We start from the raw sequence: 18,194 nt of genomic DNA, 5'->3' as shown, positions 1-18,194 counted from the left end.
GCGGTGATCGGTCGATGAGAGGTCTGAGCAGGGCTTCGCTCGCCGAGGTCGAGGAGCGGTTCAACACTGTTGCCGGCTCCGCCGACCTCGGCACGCTCGCGGACGAGCTCATCGCGGTCGCCGGCCTGCTCGACCGCGAGCACGGCCTGCGCCGCAACCTTTCCGACCAGGCCCGCCCGGCCGCGCAGAAGGCCGACATCGTGCGGTCGCTGCTGTCGGACAAGGTGAGCACGGCCACGCTGGAGACCGTGGTCGCCGCCGTCGAGGCCAAGTGGTCCCGGCCGGGCGACCTGGCCGACGCGCTGGAGCGGCTCTCGGTGATCGCCGCTTCCGCCGAGGCCGAGGGCCAGGGCCGTCTCGACGACGTCGAGGACGAGCTCTTCCGCTTCGGCCGGATCCTCGCGGCCAACCCGGAACTGCGGCGCACGGTGAACGACGCCACCATTCCGGGCGACCGCAAGCGAGAGCTTCTGAACTCGCTGCTGTCCGGCAAGGTCGCGCCGACGAGTCTCCGGCTGGTCACGCAGCTCGCGGCACATCCGCGAGGACGTAGCCTGGAGTCGGGCCTCGACGAGTACGGCTTGACCGTCGCCCAGCAGCGGGAACGTCTGGTCGGCGTGGTGCGCAGCGCCATTCCGCTCGACGAGACCCAGAAGCAGCGTCTCGCCGCCTGGCTTCGTGCCACGTACGGACGTGATGTCCACCTGAACGTCGAGGTGGACCCCAAGGTGCTCGGTGGGTTCTCGATCCGGATCGGCGACGACCTGATCGACAGCACCATCGCAGGACGTATCGAAGAAGTACGCCGCCGGTTGGCCGGCTAGGCGAATAGGGAGACAGAAGAGAGATGGCGGAGCTTACGATCCGGCCGGACGAGATCCGGGACGCGCTTGAGCGCTTCGTCCAGGCGTACGAGCCGGAAGGTGCCGCGCGCGAGGAGATCGGGACCGTCGTCGACTGTGGCGACGGCATCGCCCATGTCTCCGGCCTGCCCTCGACGATGGCGAACGAGCTGCTCGAGTTCGAGGACGGCACGCGTGGCCTGGCACTGAACCTGGACGTCCGGGAGATCGGTGTCGTTATCCTGGGCGACTTCAGCAAGATCGAGGAAGGGCAGCAGGTCCGCCGTACCGGCGAGGTCCTCTCCGTTCCCGTCGGTGACAACTACCTCGGCCGCGTCGTCGATCCGCTGGGCAACCCGCTGGACGGCAAGGGCGCGATCGAGGCCGAGACCCTGCGCGCCCTGGAGCTGCAGGCCCCCTCGGTCGTGCAGCGCCAGCCGGTCAAGGAGCCCCTTGCCACCGGCATCAAGGCGATCGACGCCATGACCGCGATCGGCCGTGGCCAGCGCCAGCTGATCATCGGTGACCGTGGCACCGGCAAGACCGCGATCGCCGTTGACACGATCATCAACCAGAAGGAGAACTGGCTCTCCGGCGACCCGTCCCGGCAGGTCCGGTGCGTCTACGTCGCCGTCGGCCAGAAGGGCTCCACCATCGCCCAGGTGAAGGGCCGCCTCGAGGAGGCGGGCGCGATGGAGTACACCACCATCGTCGCCGCTCCGGCGTCCGACCCCGCGGGCTACAAGTACATCGCGCCCTACACGGGCTCGGCCATCGGCCAGCACTGGATGTACCAGGGCAAGCACGTCCTGATCATCTTCGACGACCTGACCAAGCAGGCCGACGCCTACCGCGCCGTCTCGCTGCTGCTGCGCCGTCCGCCGGGCCGCGAGGCGTACCCGGGTGACGTCTTCTACCTGCACTCGCGTCTGCTGGAGCGCTGCGCCAAGCTCTCCGACGACATGGGCGGCGGCTCGATGACCGGTCTGCCGATCATCGAGACCAAGGGCAACGACGTGTCGGCGTTCATCCCGACCAACGTCATCTCCATCACCGACGGCCAGGTCTTCCTCGAGACCGACCTGTTCAACGCCGGTGTCCGCCCCGCCATCAACGTCGGTGTGTCGGTCTCCCGAGTCGGTGGCTCGGCGCAGACCAAGGCCATGCGGAAGGTCGCCGGCACGCTCCGTCTGGCGCTCTCCCAGTACCGCGACCTGGAGGCGTTCGCCGCGTTCGCCTCCGACCTCGACGCCGCGTCCAAGGCGCAGCTCGAGCGCGGTCAGCGCCTGGTCGAGCTGCTCAAGCAGCCGCAGTACAGCCCCTTCCCGGTCGAGAAGGAGGTCGTCTCCATCTGGGCCGGCACCACCGGTGAGCTGGACGACGTCCCGGTCGAGGACATCCGCCGCTTCGAGGGCGAGTTCCTCGACTACCTCGCGAGCCAGCACAAGGGTGTGTTCGACGGCATCCGCGAGACCAAGGAGCTCTCGGACGACACGATCACGGTCCTCAAGGACGCGATCACCGAGTTCAAGAAGGGCTTCACGACCTCGTCCGGCGAGCTGCTGGTCAGGGACGTGCCGGTCGAGGCGCTCGAGGCCGGCGAGGTCGGCCAGGAGAAGATCGTCAAGCACGTCCGCAAGTCCGAGAAGAAGTAACTCATGGGTGCCCAGCTGAGATTGCTGCGGCGGCGGATCTCGTCGGTCAAGTCCACCGCGAAGATCACCCGTGCGCAGGAGCTCATCGCCTCGTCGCGCATCGTCAAGGCGCAGCAGCGCATGCAGGCGGCGGTGCCGTACGAGCAGGAGATCACGCGGGCGGTGTCCGGCGTCGTCAGCAACACGTCGAGCGTCGACCACCCGCTGACCGTCGAGAAGGAGCAGCCGCACAGCGCGGGCGTGCTGATCGTCACCAGCGACAGCGGGTTCTGCGGCGGCTTCAACGCCAACGTCCTGCGTGAGGCTGAGGCGCTGCGCGGGCTCCTTGAGGAGCGCGGCATCCGGGCCGTGCCGTTCGTCGTCGGCCGGAAGGGTGTCACCTGGCACACCTTCCGCAACCGCGAGATGGGCGGCCGCTGGGAGGGCTTCTCACGGAAGCCGTCGTACGCCGACGCCAAGACGATCGCCGACACGCTGATCGAGTCGTTCAAGGAGGAGAACGGGATCGACGAGATCCACATCGTCTCCACCGAGTTCGTCTCGATGCTCACGCAGAACGTCGTGGTCAAGCGGGTCCTGCCGCTGGAGGTCGTGGAGTCGGAGGCGGAGTCCGACGACGTCATCCCGCCGTACTTCGAGTTCGAGCCGAACGCCGCGGAGGTGCTCGACTCGCTGCTCCCGCGGTACGTGGAGTCGCGTATCTTCAGCGCCCTGCTCCAGTCGGCGGCCTCGGAGGAGGCCTCGCGCAGGCGGGCCATGAAGTCGGCGACCGACAACGCCAACGAGCTCATCCGCGTGTTCACCATGCAGATGAACCAGGCTCGGCAGGCTGAGATCACCCAGGAAATCAGCGAGATCGTCGGTGGCGCCAACGCGCTCGCTGACGCCGCAGCGGGGAAAGAGTGAGTAACCACAATGACTGTTGAGACCGCCGTGGCCACCGTTGGTCGCGTGGCGAGCGTCAAGGGTCCCGTCGTCGACGTGGAGTTCCCCGTCGAGGCGATGCCGGACATCTACAACGCGCTGAACGTCGATGTGACCATCGGCGGCGAAACCAAGACCCTCACCATGGAGGTCGCCCAGCACCTGGGTGACAACCTGGTCCGGGCCATCTCGATGCAGCCCACCGACGGCCTCGTTCGCGGCGCCGCGGTGACCGACTCCGGTGCGCCGATCTCGGTGCCGGTCGGCGACGTCGTCAAGGGCCACGTGTGGAACGCCCTCGGCGAGTCCCTCGACGTGCCGACCGCGTCGCTCCAGGTGACCGAGAAGTGGGGCATCCACCGTCCGTCCCCGGCGTTCGACCAGCTCGAGTCGCGCACCGAGATGCTGCCCACCGGCATCAAGGTCATCGACCTGCTCACGCCGTACGTCAAGGGCGGCAAGATCGGTCTGTTCGGCGGCGCGGGCGTCGGCAAGACCGTTCTGATCCAGGAGATGATCCGCCGCGTCGCGCTGAAGTTCTCGGGCACCTCGGTGTTCGCGGGCGTCGGCGAGCGCACCCGTGAGGGCAACGACCTCTGGCTGGAGATGGATGAGGCCGGCGTTCTCAAGGACACCGCCCTCGTCTTCGGCCAGATGGACGAGCCGCCGGGCACCCGTCTGCGGGTCGCGCTGTCCGCTCTGACCATGGCGGAGTACTTCCGCGACGTGCAGAAGCAGGACGTGCTGCTGTTCATCGACAACATCTTCCGGTTCACCCAGGCCGGTTCCGAGGTGTCCACCCTGCTCGGCCGTATGCCGTCCGCGGTGGGTTACCAGCCGACCCTGGCCGACGAGATGGGCGTTCTCCAGGAGCGCATCACCTCGACCCGCGGTCACTCGATCACCTCCATGCAGGCGATCTACGTTCCCGCGGACGACATCACCGACCCGGCGCCGCACAACGCGTTCGCGCACCTCGACGCCCAGACGGTGCTTTCGCGTCCGATCTCGGAGAAGGGCATCTACCCCGCGGTGGACCCGCTCGACTCCACCTCGCGGATCCTCGACCCGCAGGTCGTCGGCGACGAGCACTACGCGGTGGCCCAGGAGACCAAGCGAATCCTGCAGAAGTACAAGGAGCTGCAGGACATCATCGCCATCCTGGGTATCGACGAGCTCTCCGAAGAGGACCGGGTCACGGTCAACCGGGCCCGCCGCATCGAGCGGTTCCTCTCCCACCCGATGTACGCCGCCGAGGCGTTCACCGGCCAGCCGGGTGAGTTCGTGCCGCTGGACGAGACCATCGCCTCCTTCAAGGGCCTCTGCGCGGGTGAGTACGACCACCTGCCCGAGCAGGCGTTCTTCATGGTCGGCGGCATCGACCAGGCCATCGCGAAGGCGAAGGAACTCGAGCGCTAAGACGCCTCCGACGCCTGTACGGCTCCGCCTGAGCCGTACAGGCGTCTATCGAAAGGGAGCCCTGAAGTGGCAAAGCTTCGCGTTGGCGTCGTGTCGCCGGAACGTGAGATCTGGTCGGGCGAGGCCGACATGGTGATTGCGAAGACCGTGGACGGCGAGATCGGTATTATGCCGGGACACGCTCCCGTACTCGGGGTCCTCGTCGAGGGCGGTGTTCTTCGCGTCAAGCGCGGTGGCGAGAGCGATCTCGTCGCCGCGGTTCACGGCGGGTTCATCTCCGTCGCGAACAACGATGTGTCGATCCTGGCCGAGGCGGCCGAGCTCGGCTCCGAGGTCGACGTGGCCGCCGCGAGGGACGCGCTCCAGCGGGCGCAGTCCTCGATCGAGGCCGGTCAGGAGGACGCGGACATCCGTCTGGCGGCCAAGCGTGCCAGGGCCCGGCTGCGCGCAGCCGGGGAAGAGGTCTGATTCTTTTCTGAAGGAGGGCGGCGATGGCGGCGCTCGACGTTTTCGCTGGCGTTTCCCTTGTCGCTGCCCTCCTCGTCGTACGCGGTGTCGCCCTGGCCATGAGCCGGGGCAATGTCGTCTGCCGGGTACGCACGGGAAACCAGGGCTGGAAAGCCGGAGTAGCCCGCTACGCCGGGGGAGAGCTGCACTGGATCCCGTTCTTCGGACTCCGCCTGAGGCCGCGCCACGCGATTGCGAGGCGCGGCCTCACGGTTTCCCGGCGCAGACGCCTCGGCAGCGGCGAGGGGCCCGAAGGCTACTGGGCGGTCGAATGCTCCGCCGAACGCGGCCCGCTCGCCCTCGCCATGAGCGAGGACGCCCTCACCGGCTTCCTCGCCTGGCTCGAATCCGCCCCGCCCAGCGCCTACCTGGACGCGGCTTAGCATCTGCCGCGCCTTCGGCGCGGCAGGCTCGGGGCGCCCTCAGTCGATGTCTTCCCTCGTCTCTCGGGGCCTCGTCCCTCAGCCCGCTCGCTCCTCAGTCCAGACACCGCCGCGCCCGTGTCTATTTGCGCTCGCTCCGCTCGCGCGGGCTCGGGGCGCCCTCAGGCGATGTCTTCCCTCGTCGCTGTGTCTATTTGCGCTCGCTTCGCTCGCGCGGGCTCGGGGCGCTTTCAGTCGATGTCTTCCCTCGTCGCTCGGGGCTTCGTTCCTCAGCCCACTCGTTCCTCAGTCCAGACACCGCCGGGCCCCTCGCGGAGTCGCTCGTTCCTCGCTCCCCACTCGCTCCTCAGTCCAGACACCGCCGCGCCCCGAGCGTGATGGTTCGGCGCCGTAATGATTGACGGCGCTCGCGCGATTCAGCGCCGTGTGCTGCCGGGGGTCCAGAGGATCTCGTCGCCGCCGGCGGCGATCCGGCACAGGATGAACATCAGGTCCGACAGCCGGTTGAGGTATTTCGCGGTCAGCGGGTTCACGTCGTCGTGGGCCTCCAGGGCCGCCCAGGCGGACCGCTCGGCCCGGCGGACGATCGTACGGGCGAGGTGCAGGAGCGCGACGCCGGGGGTTCCGCCGGGCAGGATGAAGCTCCGTAGCGGCTTCAGATCCGCGTTGAACCGGTCACACTGCTCCTCCAGCCACGCGATGTAGGACTGCTCCACCCGCAGCGGGGGGTACTCCGGGTTCTCCTTGACGGGGGCGCACAGGTCGGCGCCGAGGTCGAAGAGCTCGTTCTGCACCCGCCGGAGGACGGCCGGGATGTCGTCGGGCAATGCGCCGATCGCCAGCGCGACGCCGATCGCGGCGTTGGCCTCCTCTACGTCGGCGTACGCCGCGAGCCGCGGATCGGTCTTGGACGTGCGGCTCATGTCTCCGAGGGCGGTGGTCCCGTCGTCGCCGGTCTTCGTGTAGATCTTGGAAAGAACGACCGGCTTGTCGTTGTCAGCACGCGTCATACGGGCCAGCGTAACGGTGCGCTCCTGGCGGCTCGGAGGCGCGATCCTCCGTCTCGGCCGACCTTCCCGTGACCGCGCTCTCGCGCCCGGACCCGACGCTCCCCGGCAGTTCGATCATGCCTGACCAGGGCCGACGAATTATCGGTATCGCTTACCGATGACCATACGGATTTCCACGCGGCGGCGCGGAGCCTAGCGTCTGGCGGCAACGAGGCGCGAAACGGTTCGCTCACCTCGTCGTCATGTTCTTTCACCCCCCAATTCCCCGTCTCGTCACCGCGTGACCCTCGGCCCGCGCCGGCAGGCGCGCGCTCAGCGGTGGCGGGCCCGGGGAATCCGCCGAAAGGAGCACGACAGCGTGAAGCGCTTACTCGCGGCCGCCGTCGGCGTGGCGACCGCCGCGTCGATGGCCCTGCTGGCCTCCCCGGCCAGCGCCGCCCCACCGGGCCCCTCGAAGGACCGGTTCAAGGCCCCCGAGCGGATCGCCGCGGACCCGGCGGCGATCGCCGCGGCGGATCCGGCATCGCTCGCCGCGGCGGTGGCGGACAAGGCCGTCGCCAGCGGAATCGACGACCTGAGAAGGGGACCCGATGAGGCGTACCGCCGCACGGCGGTGACACCGAGCGCGGGCGACATGTACTTCGTCGCCTACGAGCGCACGTACAAGGGACTGCCGGTGGTCGGCGGCGACGCGGTCGTCGTGACGGACGCGGCGGGGCACGTCCGCGACACCGTGGCGGCGACGGGACCGAACGCGGCTGACGTGCCGATCACCCCCAAGATCAGCGCCGCGCGGGCCGTCGACGTGGCGAAGTCCAGGCTGTCCCGCGTGGACGACTCCGCCGAGCCCCGCCTGGTCGTGCTGGCGTGGGGCGATCAGCCACGGCTCACGTGGGAGGCGACCGTCTCCGGCCTGGCCGGCGGCAAGCCCAGCGTCCAGCACGTCTTCGTGGACGCCCGGACCGGCGAGGTCGCCGACTCCTACGACCTGGTCCGCGAGGGCACCGGCAACGGCTACTACTACGGCCAGGTCACCATCGGCACGAGCGGCTCGGGCAGCTCGTACTCGATGACCGACACGAGCCGGCCCGGCATCCAGTGCGGCGGCCAGAACGGCTCGGCCTACACCGGCACGGACGACGCGTGGGGCAACGGCTCGGGCACCAACCTGGAGACGGCCTGCGTGGACACCCTCTACGCCGTCCAGCGCGAGTGGGACATGCTGCGCGACTGGCTGGGCCGCAACGGCATCAACGGCTCCGGCAGGGGCTTCCCCGCCCGGGTCGGGCTGAGCGACGTCAACGCGTACTGGAACGGCAGCTACACCAACTTCGGGCACAGCCAGGACAACGCGCGGCAGGCGACGACCATCGACGTCGTGGCGCACGAGTTCGGCCACGCGATCTTCCAGACGACGCCGGGCGGCGCGGGTTCGAGCAACGAGAACGGCGGGCTCAACGAGGCCACCGGCGACATCTTCGGCGCGCTGACCGAGCACTACGCGAACAACCCGAACGATCCGCCGGACTACCTGGTCGGCGAGAAGGTGAATCTCGTCGGCAACGGGCCGATCCGGAACATGTACAACCCGAGCGCGCTCGGCGACCCGAACTGCTACTCGTCCTCGATCCCGAGCACCGAGGTCCACTCGGCGGCCGGGCCGCTGAACCACTGGTTCTACCTGCTCGCCGAGGGCAGCAACCCCGGCGGCGGCAAGCCGTCCAGCCCGATCTGCTCCGGCGGGCCGTCGTCGGTGACCGGCGTCGGCATCCAGAACGCCGGAAAGATCTTCCTGGGCGCGCTGAACCGCAAGACGTCCACGTGGCGCTACACCGACGTCCGCGCCGCGTCCGTGGCGGCGGCCATCGAGTTGTTCGGCGCCAACAGCGCCGAGTGCAACACCACCAAGGCGGCGTGGAGCGCGATCAGCGTGGCGGCGGCGTCGAACGAGCCCGCCTGCGGCACGGCCACCAGCGACTTCTCGCTCACGCTCACCCCGACGTCGGGCGGCGCGCAGCCCGGCGGGCAGGCGACGGTCACGGTGAACACGCAGACCACCTCGGGCTCCGCCCAGACGGTCACCCTCTCCGCGTCCGGTCTGCCCAGCGGTACCACGGCGTCCTTCAACCCGTCGTCGGTGACCTCGGGCGGCTCCTCGACGCTGACGCTGTCCGTCGGATCCTCCACCGCGCAGGGCTCGTACCAGATCACGGTGACGGGAACCGGTTCGACCTCGCACAGCGCCACCTACAGCCTCCAGGTGGGGCAGGGGCCGGGCGGCAGTGAGCCGCCGGATGTCAGCGTCACCAACATCAAGAGCCATCTGACGCAGCTCCAGAGCATCGCCACGAGCAACGGCGGCAACCGCAGGTCCACCGGCAACGGCTACCTGCAGTCGGTGCAGTACATCGAGGACAAGCTGAAGGCCGCGGGCTACGCCGTGACCAGGCAGAGCTGCACCTCGCGCTGCACCAGCGGAGCCGGCCCGAACCTGATCGCCGACTGGCCGGGCGGTGACGAGAGCCAGGTCATCATGTCCGGCGCCCACCTCGACAGCGTCTCGGCCGGTCCCGGCATCAACGACAACGGTTCGGGTTCGGCCACCCTACTCGAGGTCGCGCTCACCCTGGCGAGCAAGAACCCGAGCCTGGCCAAGCACGTGCGGTTCGGCTGGTGGACCGACGAGGAGCAGGGCCTGAACGGCTCGGCCTTCTACGTCAACTCGCTCAGCTCCACGGAGCGGTCGAAGATCAAGGTCTACTACAACTACGACATGGTGGGCTCGCCCAACGGCGGCTACTTCATCAACAACATCACCACCACCGCGGCGCAGTACCTGAAGGAGTTCTACGACAAGCTGAACCTCCAGCCCGAGGAGAACACCGAGGGCGCCAACCGCTCCGACGACGCCTCCTTCCGGAACGCGGGCATCGCCAGCTCCGGCGTGGCGGCCGGCGCCAGCTACACCAAGACGGCGGCGCAGGCGGCCAAGTGGAGCGGCACGGCGGGCCGGGCGTACGACTCCTGCTACCACTCCTCGTGCGACACCACGAGCAACATCAACGACACCATCCTCGACCGGGCGGCCGACGCGGCCCTGTACGCGGTCTGGAAGCAGGCGGTCGGCACCGGAACGCCGCCGACGCGCGACTTCTTGATCTCCGCCAACCCGGCGTCCGGGACGGTGAAGGCGGGCGCGCAGGCCACCTCCACGATCGGCACGGCCACCACGGCGGGCACCGCGCAGACGGTGAACCTGTCCGCGAGCGGCCTGCCGACCGGGGCCTCGGCCTCGTTCAGCCCGCAGTCGGTGACCTCGGGCGGCTCGTCCACCCTGACGATCTCGACCTCGGCCACCACACCGGCCGGCTCGTACACCGTGACGGTGACGGGCACCGGCGAGACCGGCACCCGCACCGCCACGTACGCGCTGACCGTCCAGAGCACCACGGACGGCAGGACGTTCACCAACAACACGCGCGTCGCCATCCGGGACTGGTCGAACGCGCAGAGCACGATCACGTCCACGGCGTCGGGCGCGGCGGTGTCGCCGGTCAAGCTGTCCCTCACCATCAGTCACCCCTGTGCCGAGGACCTGGACATCTGGCTCCGCGGCCCCAACGGCACCTGGTATCTGGTGGACGCGTACGGCGGCACGACCTGCACCCCGTACGGCACCAGGACCTTCTCGGTCCCGGTGAACCAGAACGCGTCGGGCACGTGGGTGCTCGACATCGAGGACGTCTACCTGGGTGACCAGGGCTACCTGGACTCCTGGAGCATCACTCTCTGACCGCGACTAGGGAGTGTCAGACACGACCTAGTGGTCGGGCCCCGGCCGGTCGTCCGGCCGGGGCTCGCGCACGTCGTTGCGGGTGCGCACGCCGAGCTTCTGCAGCACCCGGGCGACGTGGGTGTCCACCGTGCGGCGGGACAGGAACAGCACCTCGGCGATCTCCCTGTTGGTACGGCCCAGGGCCACCAGCCTGGCCACCTCGGCCTCCCGAGGTGACAGGACGCCGCCGCCCGCCCTCCTGGTCCTGCGCGCCGGTCCGGCCGCGCCGATCTCCCGCAGCAGGCGGCGGCAGCGGGCCGCGTCGCGGGTGGCGTCGAGCGCCGCGTACCGCTCGGCCGCGCGGGCGACGAGCTTGGCGGCCTCCTCGCGCTCGCCGAGGCCGAGCCGGGCGCCCGCCTCCGCCTCCGCGGCCCGCGCGGCGGCGTGTGGGCGGGGCATCCCCTCGTAGGCCGACTTCGCCCGCGCGTAGTGTCCCGCCGCCTCGTCGCGCCGTCCCTCGTGCTCGGCCAGCGCGCCGCGGGCCAGGTCGAGGGCCGCGTGCGCGGATGGTGCGGTCCTGCCGTCGACGCCCGCAGCGAACTCGGACACCAGATCGGCGGCCTCGCCCGCGCGTCCGGCCCTGAGCAGCGCCGCCACCGCCTGTGGGGCGACCTGGTCGCCCCACACCCACAGGCCCTTGCGGCGCAGCCGGCCCACCGCCCACTCGGTTTCGGCCAGGGCGGCGTCCAGCGCGTCGCGGGTCAGATGCAGCTCGATCAGGCCGGCGGACGCCGGCGCGGTCACCGGCAGGTACCCGGAGTCGGGGTCGCGGACGCCCGTGGCGTCGAGCTGCTCCCCGGCCTCCTGCCATTCGCCCCTGGCCAGGGCGAGCATGCCGAGCGCCAGCCGCGCCTCCACCGCCAGCAGCGGCGCCTCCGCCGTCATCTCCACCGCCGCGACGGCGCGCTCCCGCAGCCCCTCCCACCGTCCGGTGAGCCAGTCGAGCCTGAGCGACGACATCTCCACCAGATAAACCGGGTAGAGCGCCCCGCTCTCGTCGGAGATCCTCCTGCTGCGCGCCGCGAACTTCTCGGCCGCGCCGTAGTGGCCGAGTGCCGTCGCCGCGTCGCACAGGTTCGAGTACGCCCGCGCCGCCTGCCTGCGAACCGCCGCAGAGGGATGGTTCTCCGGCAGCGCCGAGGCCATGGTGAACGCGTCGGGCGAGCCCACCAGCATGGCCATGGTGACCTTGTTGGCGTGGACGGCGGCGGCCAGCTCGGGGTCCTGGTCCTCGACGGACGACAGCAGCTTCTCCGCCTCGTCCATCCACGCCTTGTGGATGTCCAGCGGCTCGCCGCCCCACGCGGGCAGCCCGAGCAGGGCCAGGCCGCGGGCGGCCAGGTCGGGCCGGTCGTGCAGGTCGGGCAGCGCGGCCAGGATCTCCTGCCGTCCCGCCGGGTTCGCGCCGGCCTGGTTCGCCAGCAGCACGCCCAGATTGAGCCGCGCCTCGCCGCGGACGTGGCGGGACAGAAAGTCGTCCGACAGCAGGTGCCGCAGCAGCCGCACCACCCGCCGGTACGACAGGCCGACGGCGGCGATCCTGCTCAGTCGTAGTGCGAGTGGGCCGCGGGCGTCGCGTGGCAGCTTCCGGTCGGCCAGCATGCCTTCGAGCACCTCGACCGCGAGGGGCACGTCGCCGACGGCGGCGGCGTGGTCGGCGGCGGCCGCGCCGTGGCGCCGCCAGGCGTCCAGGTCGCCCGCGTGCCTGGCGTGGTAGGCGAGCCGCACCAGCGGCGGCGGGTCGAGCGCGGAGAGCGCGGCCATCGCCCGCCGGTGGATGGGCCGCCGGTCCGGCCCCGGGATCGCGTCGTAGGCGGCCTGCTGGGCGAGCGCGTGCCGGAAGCCGTACTGGCCGTCGGGGTGTTCGAGCAGGACGCCCGCCCGGAGCGCCTCCGACAGGCCGTTCTCGTGCGCGTCCGCGTCCGGTTCCTCCGCGCCGGCCACCGCGGCGAGCAGCGGTTCGTCGGCGGGCATCCGGAGTACGGCCGCCGCGCGGACGGCGCGCAGGGCGGCGGGGGAGAACCCGGCGAGCCGCTCGGCCATCGCCTCGCGCAGCAGCAGCGGCACGGGGATGCGGTCGAGTACCTCGGGCGCGTCCTCGCCGCCGGGTAGCCGGCCCGCGTCGTCGCGCAACGAGCGCACCACCTCCTCGATCACGAACGGCACTCCGGCGGTGCGCTCGTGCAGCCGGGCGGCGAACTCCTGCGGCACCGGGGCGCCGTCGAGCAGCGCGCTGGTAAGGCTCCGCACCGCCTCGACATCGAGCGGGGCCAGCGAGATCACCTCGCTGCGAACGCCGGGCCGGCGGCGGTAGGCGCGCCCGAACGGCAGGCCGGGCACGGGGAGGTCCTCCCTGCGGAAGGTCACCACCAGCGCCAGGCCCTCCGGTGGCTGGTCGGTGAGAAAGCGGAGCAGGTCCCGCGTGCCGTCATCGGCCCAGTGCAGGTCCTCGACGACGAGCGCGGCGGGTGCCGCGGCGGCGAGCAGCGCATGCACCGCCCGGAACAGCCGGTGCCGCTCGGCACGCGCGTCGTCGAGCGGCGGTGGCGAGGGGGCGGGCGGCAGGTGCCCGGTGAGCTCGGGCAGGTACCCGCGCAACGCCCCGGTCACGGGGTTGAGCCGGTCGCCGGCGGGCAGCGCGGCGGCGGCGTGGCGCAGCGCGTCGAACACCGGGCCGTACGGGAACGGCTCCCTGAGCTGCTGGCAGTGGCCGAGCAGCACGGTGCGGCGATCGGCGCGCAGCCGCTCGATCGCCGTGTGGACCAGGCGGGTCTTGCCGATGCCTGCCTCGCCCTGCACCAGGATCACCGCGGGCGGGCTGCCGACCGCTTGGAGGAGGGTCCGTAGCTGGGCGTCGCGGCCCACCGGGGCCAGGGAGGCAGGGCCGGTCATGGGCGGCTCCATAACAGCGCGGGTTTACTCCCCCTGTCGGAACTCAGTTATCCAATACCGATCAAGCATGGTCAACCCTCCGTATCTCCGGAAATCCGGTCGGTGCCGGATCCCGCGGAGTTGCGGCGTGATCCCGATCAGGCACTCGCAACCGTCGTCTTGACCGAGCGCCCGTGTGATGGATGACCGCTTTGTCGTCGGCGGACACGTCAAACGGGCCCGGCGCCATCGGATGACATATGTCATCCGGAAGGTCTGATATCGACGTCTTCAGGCGTCCGGTAGAGCGCGAAATGATCGGTCACATGTTGGAGACGCAGGAACTGCGCAAGACGTTCGGGACGGGCAAGGTCGCCCTGGACCGGGTGAGCTTCGCCGTACGGCCGGGCGAGATGTTCGGTTTCGTCGGCGCGAACGGCGCGGGCAAGACGACCACGATGCGGATCGTGATGGGCGTCATGCAGGCCGATTCCGGTGAGGTGCGCTGGAAGGGCGCTCCGCTGGGTTTCGCGGAGCGGCGGCGGTTCGGCTACATGCCGGAGGAACGCGGCCTGTACCAGAAGATGCGGGTCGCCGAGCAGATCGAGTACTTCGGGCGGCTGCACGGGCTGTCACCGGCTGCGGCCAGGAAGGCGACCGGTGACCTGGTGGAGCGGCTCGGGCTGACCGAGCGCACGAAAGACGCGGTCGAGTCGCTTTCGCTGGGCAACCAGCAGCGGGTGCAGCTCGCCGTGGCCCTGGTCCACGACCCCGACGTCCTCGTCCTGGACGAGCCGTTCTCCGGGCTCGACCCGCTGGCGGTGGACGCGCTGGCCGAGGCGCTGCGCGAGCGGGCGAGGAGCGGTGTACCGGTGATCTTCTCCAGTCACCAGCTCGAACTCGTGGAGCGCCTGTGCGACTCGGTCGGCATCATCTCCGCCGGGCGGATGGTGGCGAGCGGCACCGTGGACGAGCTGCGGGCCGCCGAGGGGCGCAAGCTGCGCGTGGTCGTCGCCGACCCCGAGCCGGGATGGGCGCAGGACCTGGCCGGCGAGCTGACCGTCGAGGGCGGTCGCGAGGTGCTGGTCACGCGGGACGACGACGATCAGCGTGTGCTGCGCGCCGCGATGCGCGCGGGACGGGTCGAGCACTTCGGGGTGGAGCGTCCGACGCTCACCGAGATCTTCAAGGAGGCGGTGGCGTGAGCGCATTGTTGCTGGTGGCCCGGCGTGAGATCCGGACCCAGGTGCGTTCGAAGGGGTTCATCGTCGGCCTCGTCATCACGGCGCTGCTGGTCGGGGCGGCCGCGTTCGCGCCGAAGATCGTGGGCGGCCCGGACTCGTACAAGGTGGGCGTGGTCGCCTCCCAGCGCCTGCAGATGTGGGGCGACACCAAGGTCGAGTGGCAGGACTACGCCGACGAGGACGCGGCCAGGCGGGCCGTGCTCGACGGCGACGTGGACGCGGCGCTCGTCGGCGGCACCAAGGTGCTGACCGACGGCGAGATCGACGACCAGCTCGGGCTGCTGCTGCAGAGCGCGCACCGCGAGGCCCAGATCGGCGCCGCCGGGGTCACGGTCACCCCGCTCGACATGCAGTCCGTCGGCGCCGACACGCGCTACCAGAAGACTCGCACCGGCATCGCGGTCGTGCTGGTGATCATTCTGTTCATGCTGGTCATCGGTACGCCGATGATGGTCGCGATGGGCGTGGTCGAGGAGAAGAGCAGCCGCATCGTCGAGATCCTGCTCACATCGGTGCGCCCCGCGCAGCTCCTCGGCGGAAAGATCCTGGGGCTGGGGGGCGTCGGCCTGATCAATCTGGTCGTCGCCATCGCGGCGGGGCTGGTCGGCGCGCTGGCCTCCGGGCTGGCGCTCGACTTTCCACCGGGGATGGCCGGGATCGTGGCCGGCGTGATCGTGTGGTTCGTCCTCGGCTACCTCTTCTTCGCGGCGTTCGCCGCCATGCTGGCGTCGCTCGTCTCGCGGCAGGAGGAGGTCGGCAACGTCCTGTCGCCGATGACCATGACCATGATGGCGACGTACGGTGTGGCCTTCTACTCGGTCACCGACCCCACCGGCACCGTGGCCACGATCGCGTCGTTCGTCCCGCCGTTCTCGTCGATGGTCATGCCGGTGCGGGCGGCCGCGGCCGAGATCCCCTTCTGGCAGGTGGCGGCCTCCGCCGTCCTGATGGCCGCCGCCGTCGCCGCGGTGGCGCTGCTGGCCGCGCGGATCTACGAGCGGGCCGTGCTGCGCACGGGCGCGCGGGTGCGGCTCCTTGACGTGGTCAAAGGCCGATAAAGTGGAGTAAATGGTGGTTGACGGGCTGAGACGCGCACGCAGGGTCGTCCGGTGGGTGCTGATCGGGACGCTGCTCCTCACCTGGTTCCTGGCCGTCCTGACCAGCGCCGGGGCGCTCGGTTTGGGGGTCCTGGCGTGGCAACGCGCCCTGCTCGCCGCCGCCGGGCTGGCGATGTTCAGCGTCGTCTTCGTCCGGATGACGGACGCGGTGCTCTCCCATGGCATCTCCCGGCGCGAGAGGGTGGTGTCGGGCGCCCTGGCGCTGGCCGTCATGGTGACCGGCGGCGCCCAGATGACGGGGTGGGGGTTCGTGCCGCTGGCGTGGCTGTCGATCGCCGCGGTCGGGGTGTCGCGGAAGTCCGCGGTGCTGCTCGGCGCCGGGACGGCCGTGGTGGTGACCCCGCCGGCCGTCTTCGCCACGCTGGCCGGCGGCGACCCCACCTTCGCCACGGATGTGCCGAGCACCGTCGGCGCGGTCGTGGGCGTGAGCTTCTACTACGTGGTGATGTGCGCGCTCTTCCCCTGGACCAACCGGCTCTGGGTGTGGATCTGGCGGCTCGCCGAGGAGGCGCACGCCGGGCGCGAGGCCCAGGCGCGACTGGCCGTCGCAGAGGAGCGGCTGCGGTTCGCCCGCGACCTGCACGACATGGTCGGCCACCAGCTCTCCGCCATCGCGGTCAAGAGCGAGCTCGCCGTACGGCTGTCCGCCGCCGACGCGGGCGCGGCCAAAGACGAGATGGCCGAGGTCCGCGGCCTGGCCCGTACGGCGTTGCGGGAGCTGCGGGAGACGGTGCGCGGCTATCGGCGGCTCGACCTGGGCGCCGAGCTGGCGACGGTGCGCGGCGTGCTGGAGGCGGCCGGGGTGACCTGCCGTCTGCATCTGCCGCACAGGGAGGTGCCCGAGGAGGTGGCACCGGTGTTCGCGTGGGTGATCCGCGAGGCGGCGACGAATGTGCTCCGGCACAGCTCGGCGTCGCGATGCGACATCACCGTGCGCCACTCGGAGGAGGAGGCGGTGCTGGAGGTGCGCAACGACGGCGTGGCCCGCCGGGCGGCGGAGGACGTCGGGAGCGGCCTGGCCGGGCTGGGCGAGCGCATGGCGGCGGTCGGGGGCACACTGGAGGCGCGGCCCACGGGATCGGGCGAGTTCGTCCTGCGCGCGGTCGCCCCGCTGCCCGTGGAGGTCGGGGCATGATCCGTGTCCTGCTCGCCGACGACGAGCGGCTCATCCGGCAGGCGATCGCCATGCTGCTCGGTCTGGAGGCCGACATCGAGGTCGTCGCCCAGGTCGGCAGGGGCGACCTGGTGGCCCAGGCCGTACGGGAGCACGAGCCGGACGTGCTGGTGCTGGACGTCGAGATGCCGGGGATGGACGGGTTGTCCGTGGCGGAGAGCATGCCCGGCCGGGCGATGCTGATCCTGACCAGCTTCGGGCGGCCCGGATACCTGAGGCGGGCGCTCGCGGCCGGGGTGCGCGGATTCGTGCCCAAGGACGCGTCGGCCGAGGAACTGGCCCGCGCCATCCGGAAGGTGCACGCGGGTGGCCGCTACCTCGATCCGGAGATGGCGGCCGCCGCGATGACCGCAGGGGAGAACCCGCTGACGGAGCGGGAGCGCGACGCGCTGGCCCTGGCGGCCAAGGGCGCGTCGGTGGCGCGGATCGCCGCCGAGCTGCACCTCACCGAGGGGACCGTCCGGAACTACCTGTCCAGCGCCATCGGCAAGCTGGGAGGGGGGAACCGCATCACCGCGATCCGCGCCGCTCAGGACATGGGGTGGATCTGAGGCCGTCCCCGGGCTCCTGTGCCGCGCTCGCCGGCGTCAGGGGTGGAACGAGCTGCGGAAGATGTGGATCGCCGCGGCGGTGAGCCGGTCCACGGAGGGAGCCGGGTCGCTCAGGACCCATTCGATGAGCAGCTCCGTGATGGCCCCGATCACGCCGAGCGAGAGCAGGTGGGGCTCCAGCGGGGGGCGGTGTCGTACGTCGTCGACCGCGCGCTCTATCACCTTGCTGAACTCCAGCACGGAGCGCTGCCGCGCGCTGCTGAGGACGTCGCCCGCGCGGCGGACCTCCACGTGCATCACGCGGGCGCGCCGGACATCCTTCGTCACAAACCGGACGTACTCGCCGATGCCGGCCACGATGCGGTCGTCCAGCGTAGGCGGCGCCTCCTCGATGGCCGCCGACACGGAGGCGAGCGTCTCCTCCACGCATCGGTCGTAGACCGCGCGCATGAGGTCGTCGCGCCCCGAGAAGCACTCGTAGAACGCGCGGTTGGAGATGCGAGCGGTCGCGCACAGCCGCTCGATCGTCGTGCCATGGAAGCCTGGGTTGGCGAACAGCGTGTATGCGGCCGTGATCAACCGCTCTCTTCGGTCGGCCAGCCGTTGTTCGGCCGACATCCCCCGGTATTCCCGTCCCACCACTACTTCACCTCGCGCCGTC

General features: G+C 70.7%; 14 protein-coding genes. 11 read left to right on the top strand and 3 right to left on the bottom strand.

The window, feature by feature from the left end; all coding sequences use genetic code 11:
• Positions 1–14 precede the first annotated feature (14 nt).
• The 6 genes from AWQ68_RS16400 to AWQ68_RS16375 all read left to right on the top strand — a co-directional run bounded on the left by AWQ68_RS16400 (position 15) and on the right by AWQ68_RS16375 (position 5,730).
• The gene (locus AWQ68_RS16400; RefSeq protein WP_066941236.1) at positions 15–824 is read left to right on the top strand and encodes a F0F1 ATP synthase subunit delta; all 810 of its coding nucleotides are present in this window, start codon (positions 15–17) and stop codon (positions 822–824) included.
• Between the two features lie 23 nt (positions 825–847).
• Positions 848–2,497, top strand: coding sequence for a F0F1 ATP synthase subunit alpha (gene atpA, locus AWQ68_RS16395; RefSeq protein ID WP_066941234.1), 1,650 nt, complete (start codon positions 848–850; stop codon positions 2,495–2,497).
• A 3-nt stretch (positions 2,498–2,500) separates the two neighbouring features.
• Positions 2,501–3,403, top strand: coding sequence for a F0F1 ATP synthase subunit gamma (locus AWQ68_RS16390; RefSeq protein ID WP_066941232.1), 903 nt, complete (start codon positions 2,501–2,503; stop codon positions 3,401–3,403).
• 9 nt (positions 3,404–3,412) lie between these two features.
• Positions 3,413–4,840 (top strand): F0F1 ATP synthase subunit beta, encoded by a 1,428-nt coding sequence (atpD, locus tag AWQ68_RS16385; RefSeq protein ID WP_066941230.1) that lies wholly within the window; start codon positions 3,413–3,415, stop codon positions 4,838–4,840.
• A gap of 66 nt (positions 4,841–4,906) precedes the next feature.
• Complete coding sequence (locus tag AWQ68_RS16380) at positions 4,907–5,308, top strand: F0F1 ATP synthase subunit epsilon (protein WP_066941228.1); 402 nt, start codon at positions 4,907–4,909, stop codon at positions 5,306–5,308.
• A gap of 23 nt (positions 5,309–5,331) precedes the next feature.
• Positions 5,332–5,730 (top strand): DUF2550 domain-containing protein, encoded by a 399-nt coding sequence (locus tag AWQ68_RS16375; protein ID WP_066941226.1) that lies wholly within the window; start codon positions 5,332–5,334, stop codon positions 5,728–5,730.
• 416 nt (positions 5,731–6,146) lie between these two features.
• Here the strand turns inward: AWQ68_RS16375 and AWQ68_RS16370 are convergent, their stop codons facing one another.
• Positions 6,147–6,740, bottom strand: coding sequence for a cob(I)yrinic acid a,c-diamide adenosyltransferase (locus AWQ68_RS16370; protein WP_066941224.1), 594 nt, complete (start codon positions 6,738–6,740; stop codon positions 6,147–6,149).
• A gap of 358 nt (positions 6,741–7,098) precedes the next feature.
• Here AWQ68_RS16370 and AWQ68_RS16365 point away from each other — a divergent pair, with 358 nt between their 5' ends.
• Positions 7,099–10,533 (top strand): M28 family peptidase, encoded by a 3,435-nt coding sequence (locus AWQ68_RS16365; RefSeq protein WP_245655946.1) that lies wholly within the window; start codon positions 7,099–7,101, stop codon positions 10,531–10,533.
• Positions 10,534–10,560: 27 nt separating this feature from the next.
• On the opposite strand, the gene AWQ68_RS16360 is transcribed toward AWQ68_RS16365, so the two are convergent.
• Positions 10,561–13,467 carry an ATP-binding protein gene (locus AWQ68_RS16360; RefSeq protein ID WP_066941222.1) on the bottom strand — a complete coding sequence of 969 codons (2,907 nt, stop codon included), beginning with the start codon at positions 13,465–13,467 and terminating at the stop codon, positions 10,561–10,563.
• 305 nt (positions 13,468–13,772) lie between these two features.
• Here AWQ68_RS16360 and AWQ68_RS16355 point away from each other — a divergent pair, with 305 nt between their 5' ends.
• Genes AWQ68_RS16355 through AWQ68_RS16340 form a run of 4 tightly spaced genes read left to right on the top strand, consistent with a single transcriptional unit; the run spans position 13,773 to position 17,533 of the window.
• A complete protein-coding gene (locus AWQ68_RS16355; protein ID WP_066941220.1) occupies positions 13,773–14,651 on the top strand; it encodes an ABC transporter ATP-binding protein in 879 nt (292 codons plus the stop codon).
• Positions 14,648–15,748, top strand: coding sequence for an ABC transporter permease (locus AWQ68_RS16350; protein ID WP_066941218.1), 1,101 nt, complete (start codon positions 14,648–14,650; stop codon positions 15,746–15,748). Before AWQ68_RS16355 ends, AWQ68_RS16350 begins: the two co-directional genes overlap by 4 nt.
• 10 nt (positions 15,749–15,758) lie before the next feature.
• Positions 15,759–16,943 (top strand): sensor histidine kinase, encoded by a 1,185-nt coding sequence (locus AWQ68_RS16345; RefSeq protein ID WP_066941216.1) that lies wholly within the window; start codon positions 15,759–15,761, stop codon positions 16,941–16,943.
• Positions 16,940–17,533 carry a response regulator transcription factor gene (locus tag AWQ68_RS16340; protein WP_066941214.1) on the top strand — a complete coding sequence of 198 codons (594 nt, stop codon included), beginning with the start codon at positions 16,940–16,942 and terminating at the stop codon, positions 17,531–17,533. The genes AWQ68_RS16345 and AWQ68_RS16340 overlap by 4 nt, the downstream gene beginning before the upstream one ends.
• Before the next feature lie 36 nt (positions 17,534–17,569).
• Here AWQ68_RS16340 and AWQ68_RS16335 read toward each other — a convergent pair whose 3' ends face one another.
• Complete coding sequence (locus tag AWQ68_RS16335) at positions 17,570–18,175, bottom strand: TetR/AcrR family transcriptional regulator (protein ID WP_245655945.1); 606 nt, start codon at positions 18,173–18,175, stop codon at positions 17,570–17,572.
• Between the last annotated feature and the right edge of the window lie 19 nt (positions 18,176–18,194).

The sequence above is a fragment of the Microtetraspora fusca genome, from assembly GCF_001570365.1.
Taxonomy (GTDB): Bacteria; Actinomycetota; Actinomycetes; order Streptosporangiales; family Streptosporangiaceae; genus Microtetraspora; species Microtetraspora fusca.
Note: the sequence above shows the minus strand (reverse complement) of the source record. Positions and strands in the feature narration are given on the sequence as shown.

What these genes read in the sequence shown, in the direction of transcription:
- AWQ68_RS16345 (WP_066941216.1), top strand. Translation starts at nt 15,759, where the DNA reads ATGGTGGTTGACGGGCTGAGACGCGCACGCAGGGTCGTCCGGTGGGTG.
- AWQ68_RS16355 (WP_066941220.1), top strand. Translation starts at nt 13,773, where the DNA reads ATGTTGGAGACGCAGGAACTGCGCAAGACGTTCGGGACGGGCAAGGTC.
- AWQ68_RS16370 (WP_066941224.1), bottom strand. Translation starts at nt 6,740, where the DNA reads ATGACGCGTGCTGACAACGACAAGCCGGTCGTTCTTTCCAAGATCTAC.
- atpA (WP_066941234.1), top strand. Translation starts at nt 848, where the DNA reads ATGGCGGAGCTTACGATCCGGCCGGACGAGATCCGGGACGCGCTTGAG.
- AWQ68_RS16400 (WP_066941236.1), top strand. Translation starts at nt 15, where the DNA reads ATGAGAGGTCTGAGCAGGGCTTCGCTCGCCGAGGTCGAGGAGCGGTTC.
- AWQ68_RS16375 (WP_066941226.1), top strand. Translation starts at nt 5,332, where the DNA reads ATGGCGGCGCTCGACGTTTTCGCTGGCGTTTCCCTTGTCGCTGCCCTC.
- atpD (WP_066941230.1), top strand. Translation starts at nt 3,413, where the DNA reads ATGACTGTTGAGACCGCCGTGGCCACCGTTGGTCGCGTGGCGAGCGTC.
- AWQ68_RS16360 (WP_066941222.1), bottom strand. Translation starts at nt 13,467, where the DNA reads ATGACCGGCCCTGCCTCCCTGGCCCCGGTGGGCCGCGACGCCCAGCTA.
- AWQ68_RS16340 (WP_066941214.1), top strand. Translation starts at nt 16,940, where the DNA reads ATGATCCGTGTCCTGCTCGCCGACGACGAGCGGCTCATCCGGCAGGCG.
- AWQ68_RS16390 (WP_066941232.1), top strand. Translation starts at nt 2,501, where the DNA reads ATGGGTGCCCAGCTGAGATTGCTGCGGCGGCGGATCTCGTCGGTCAAG.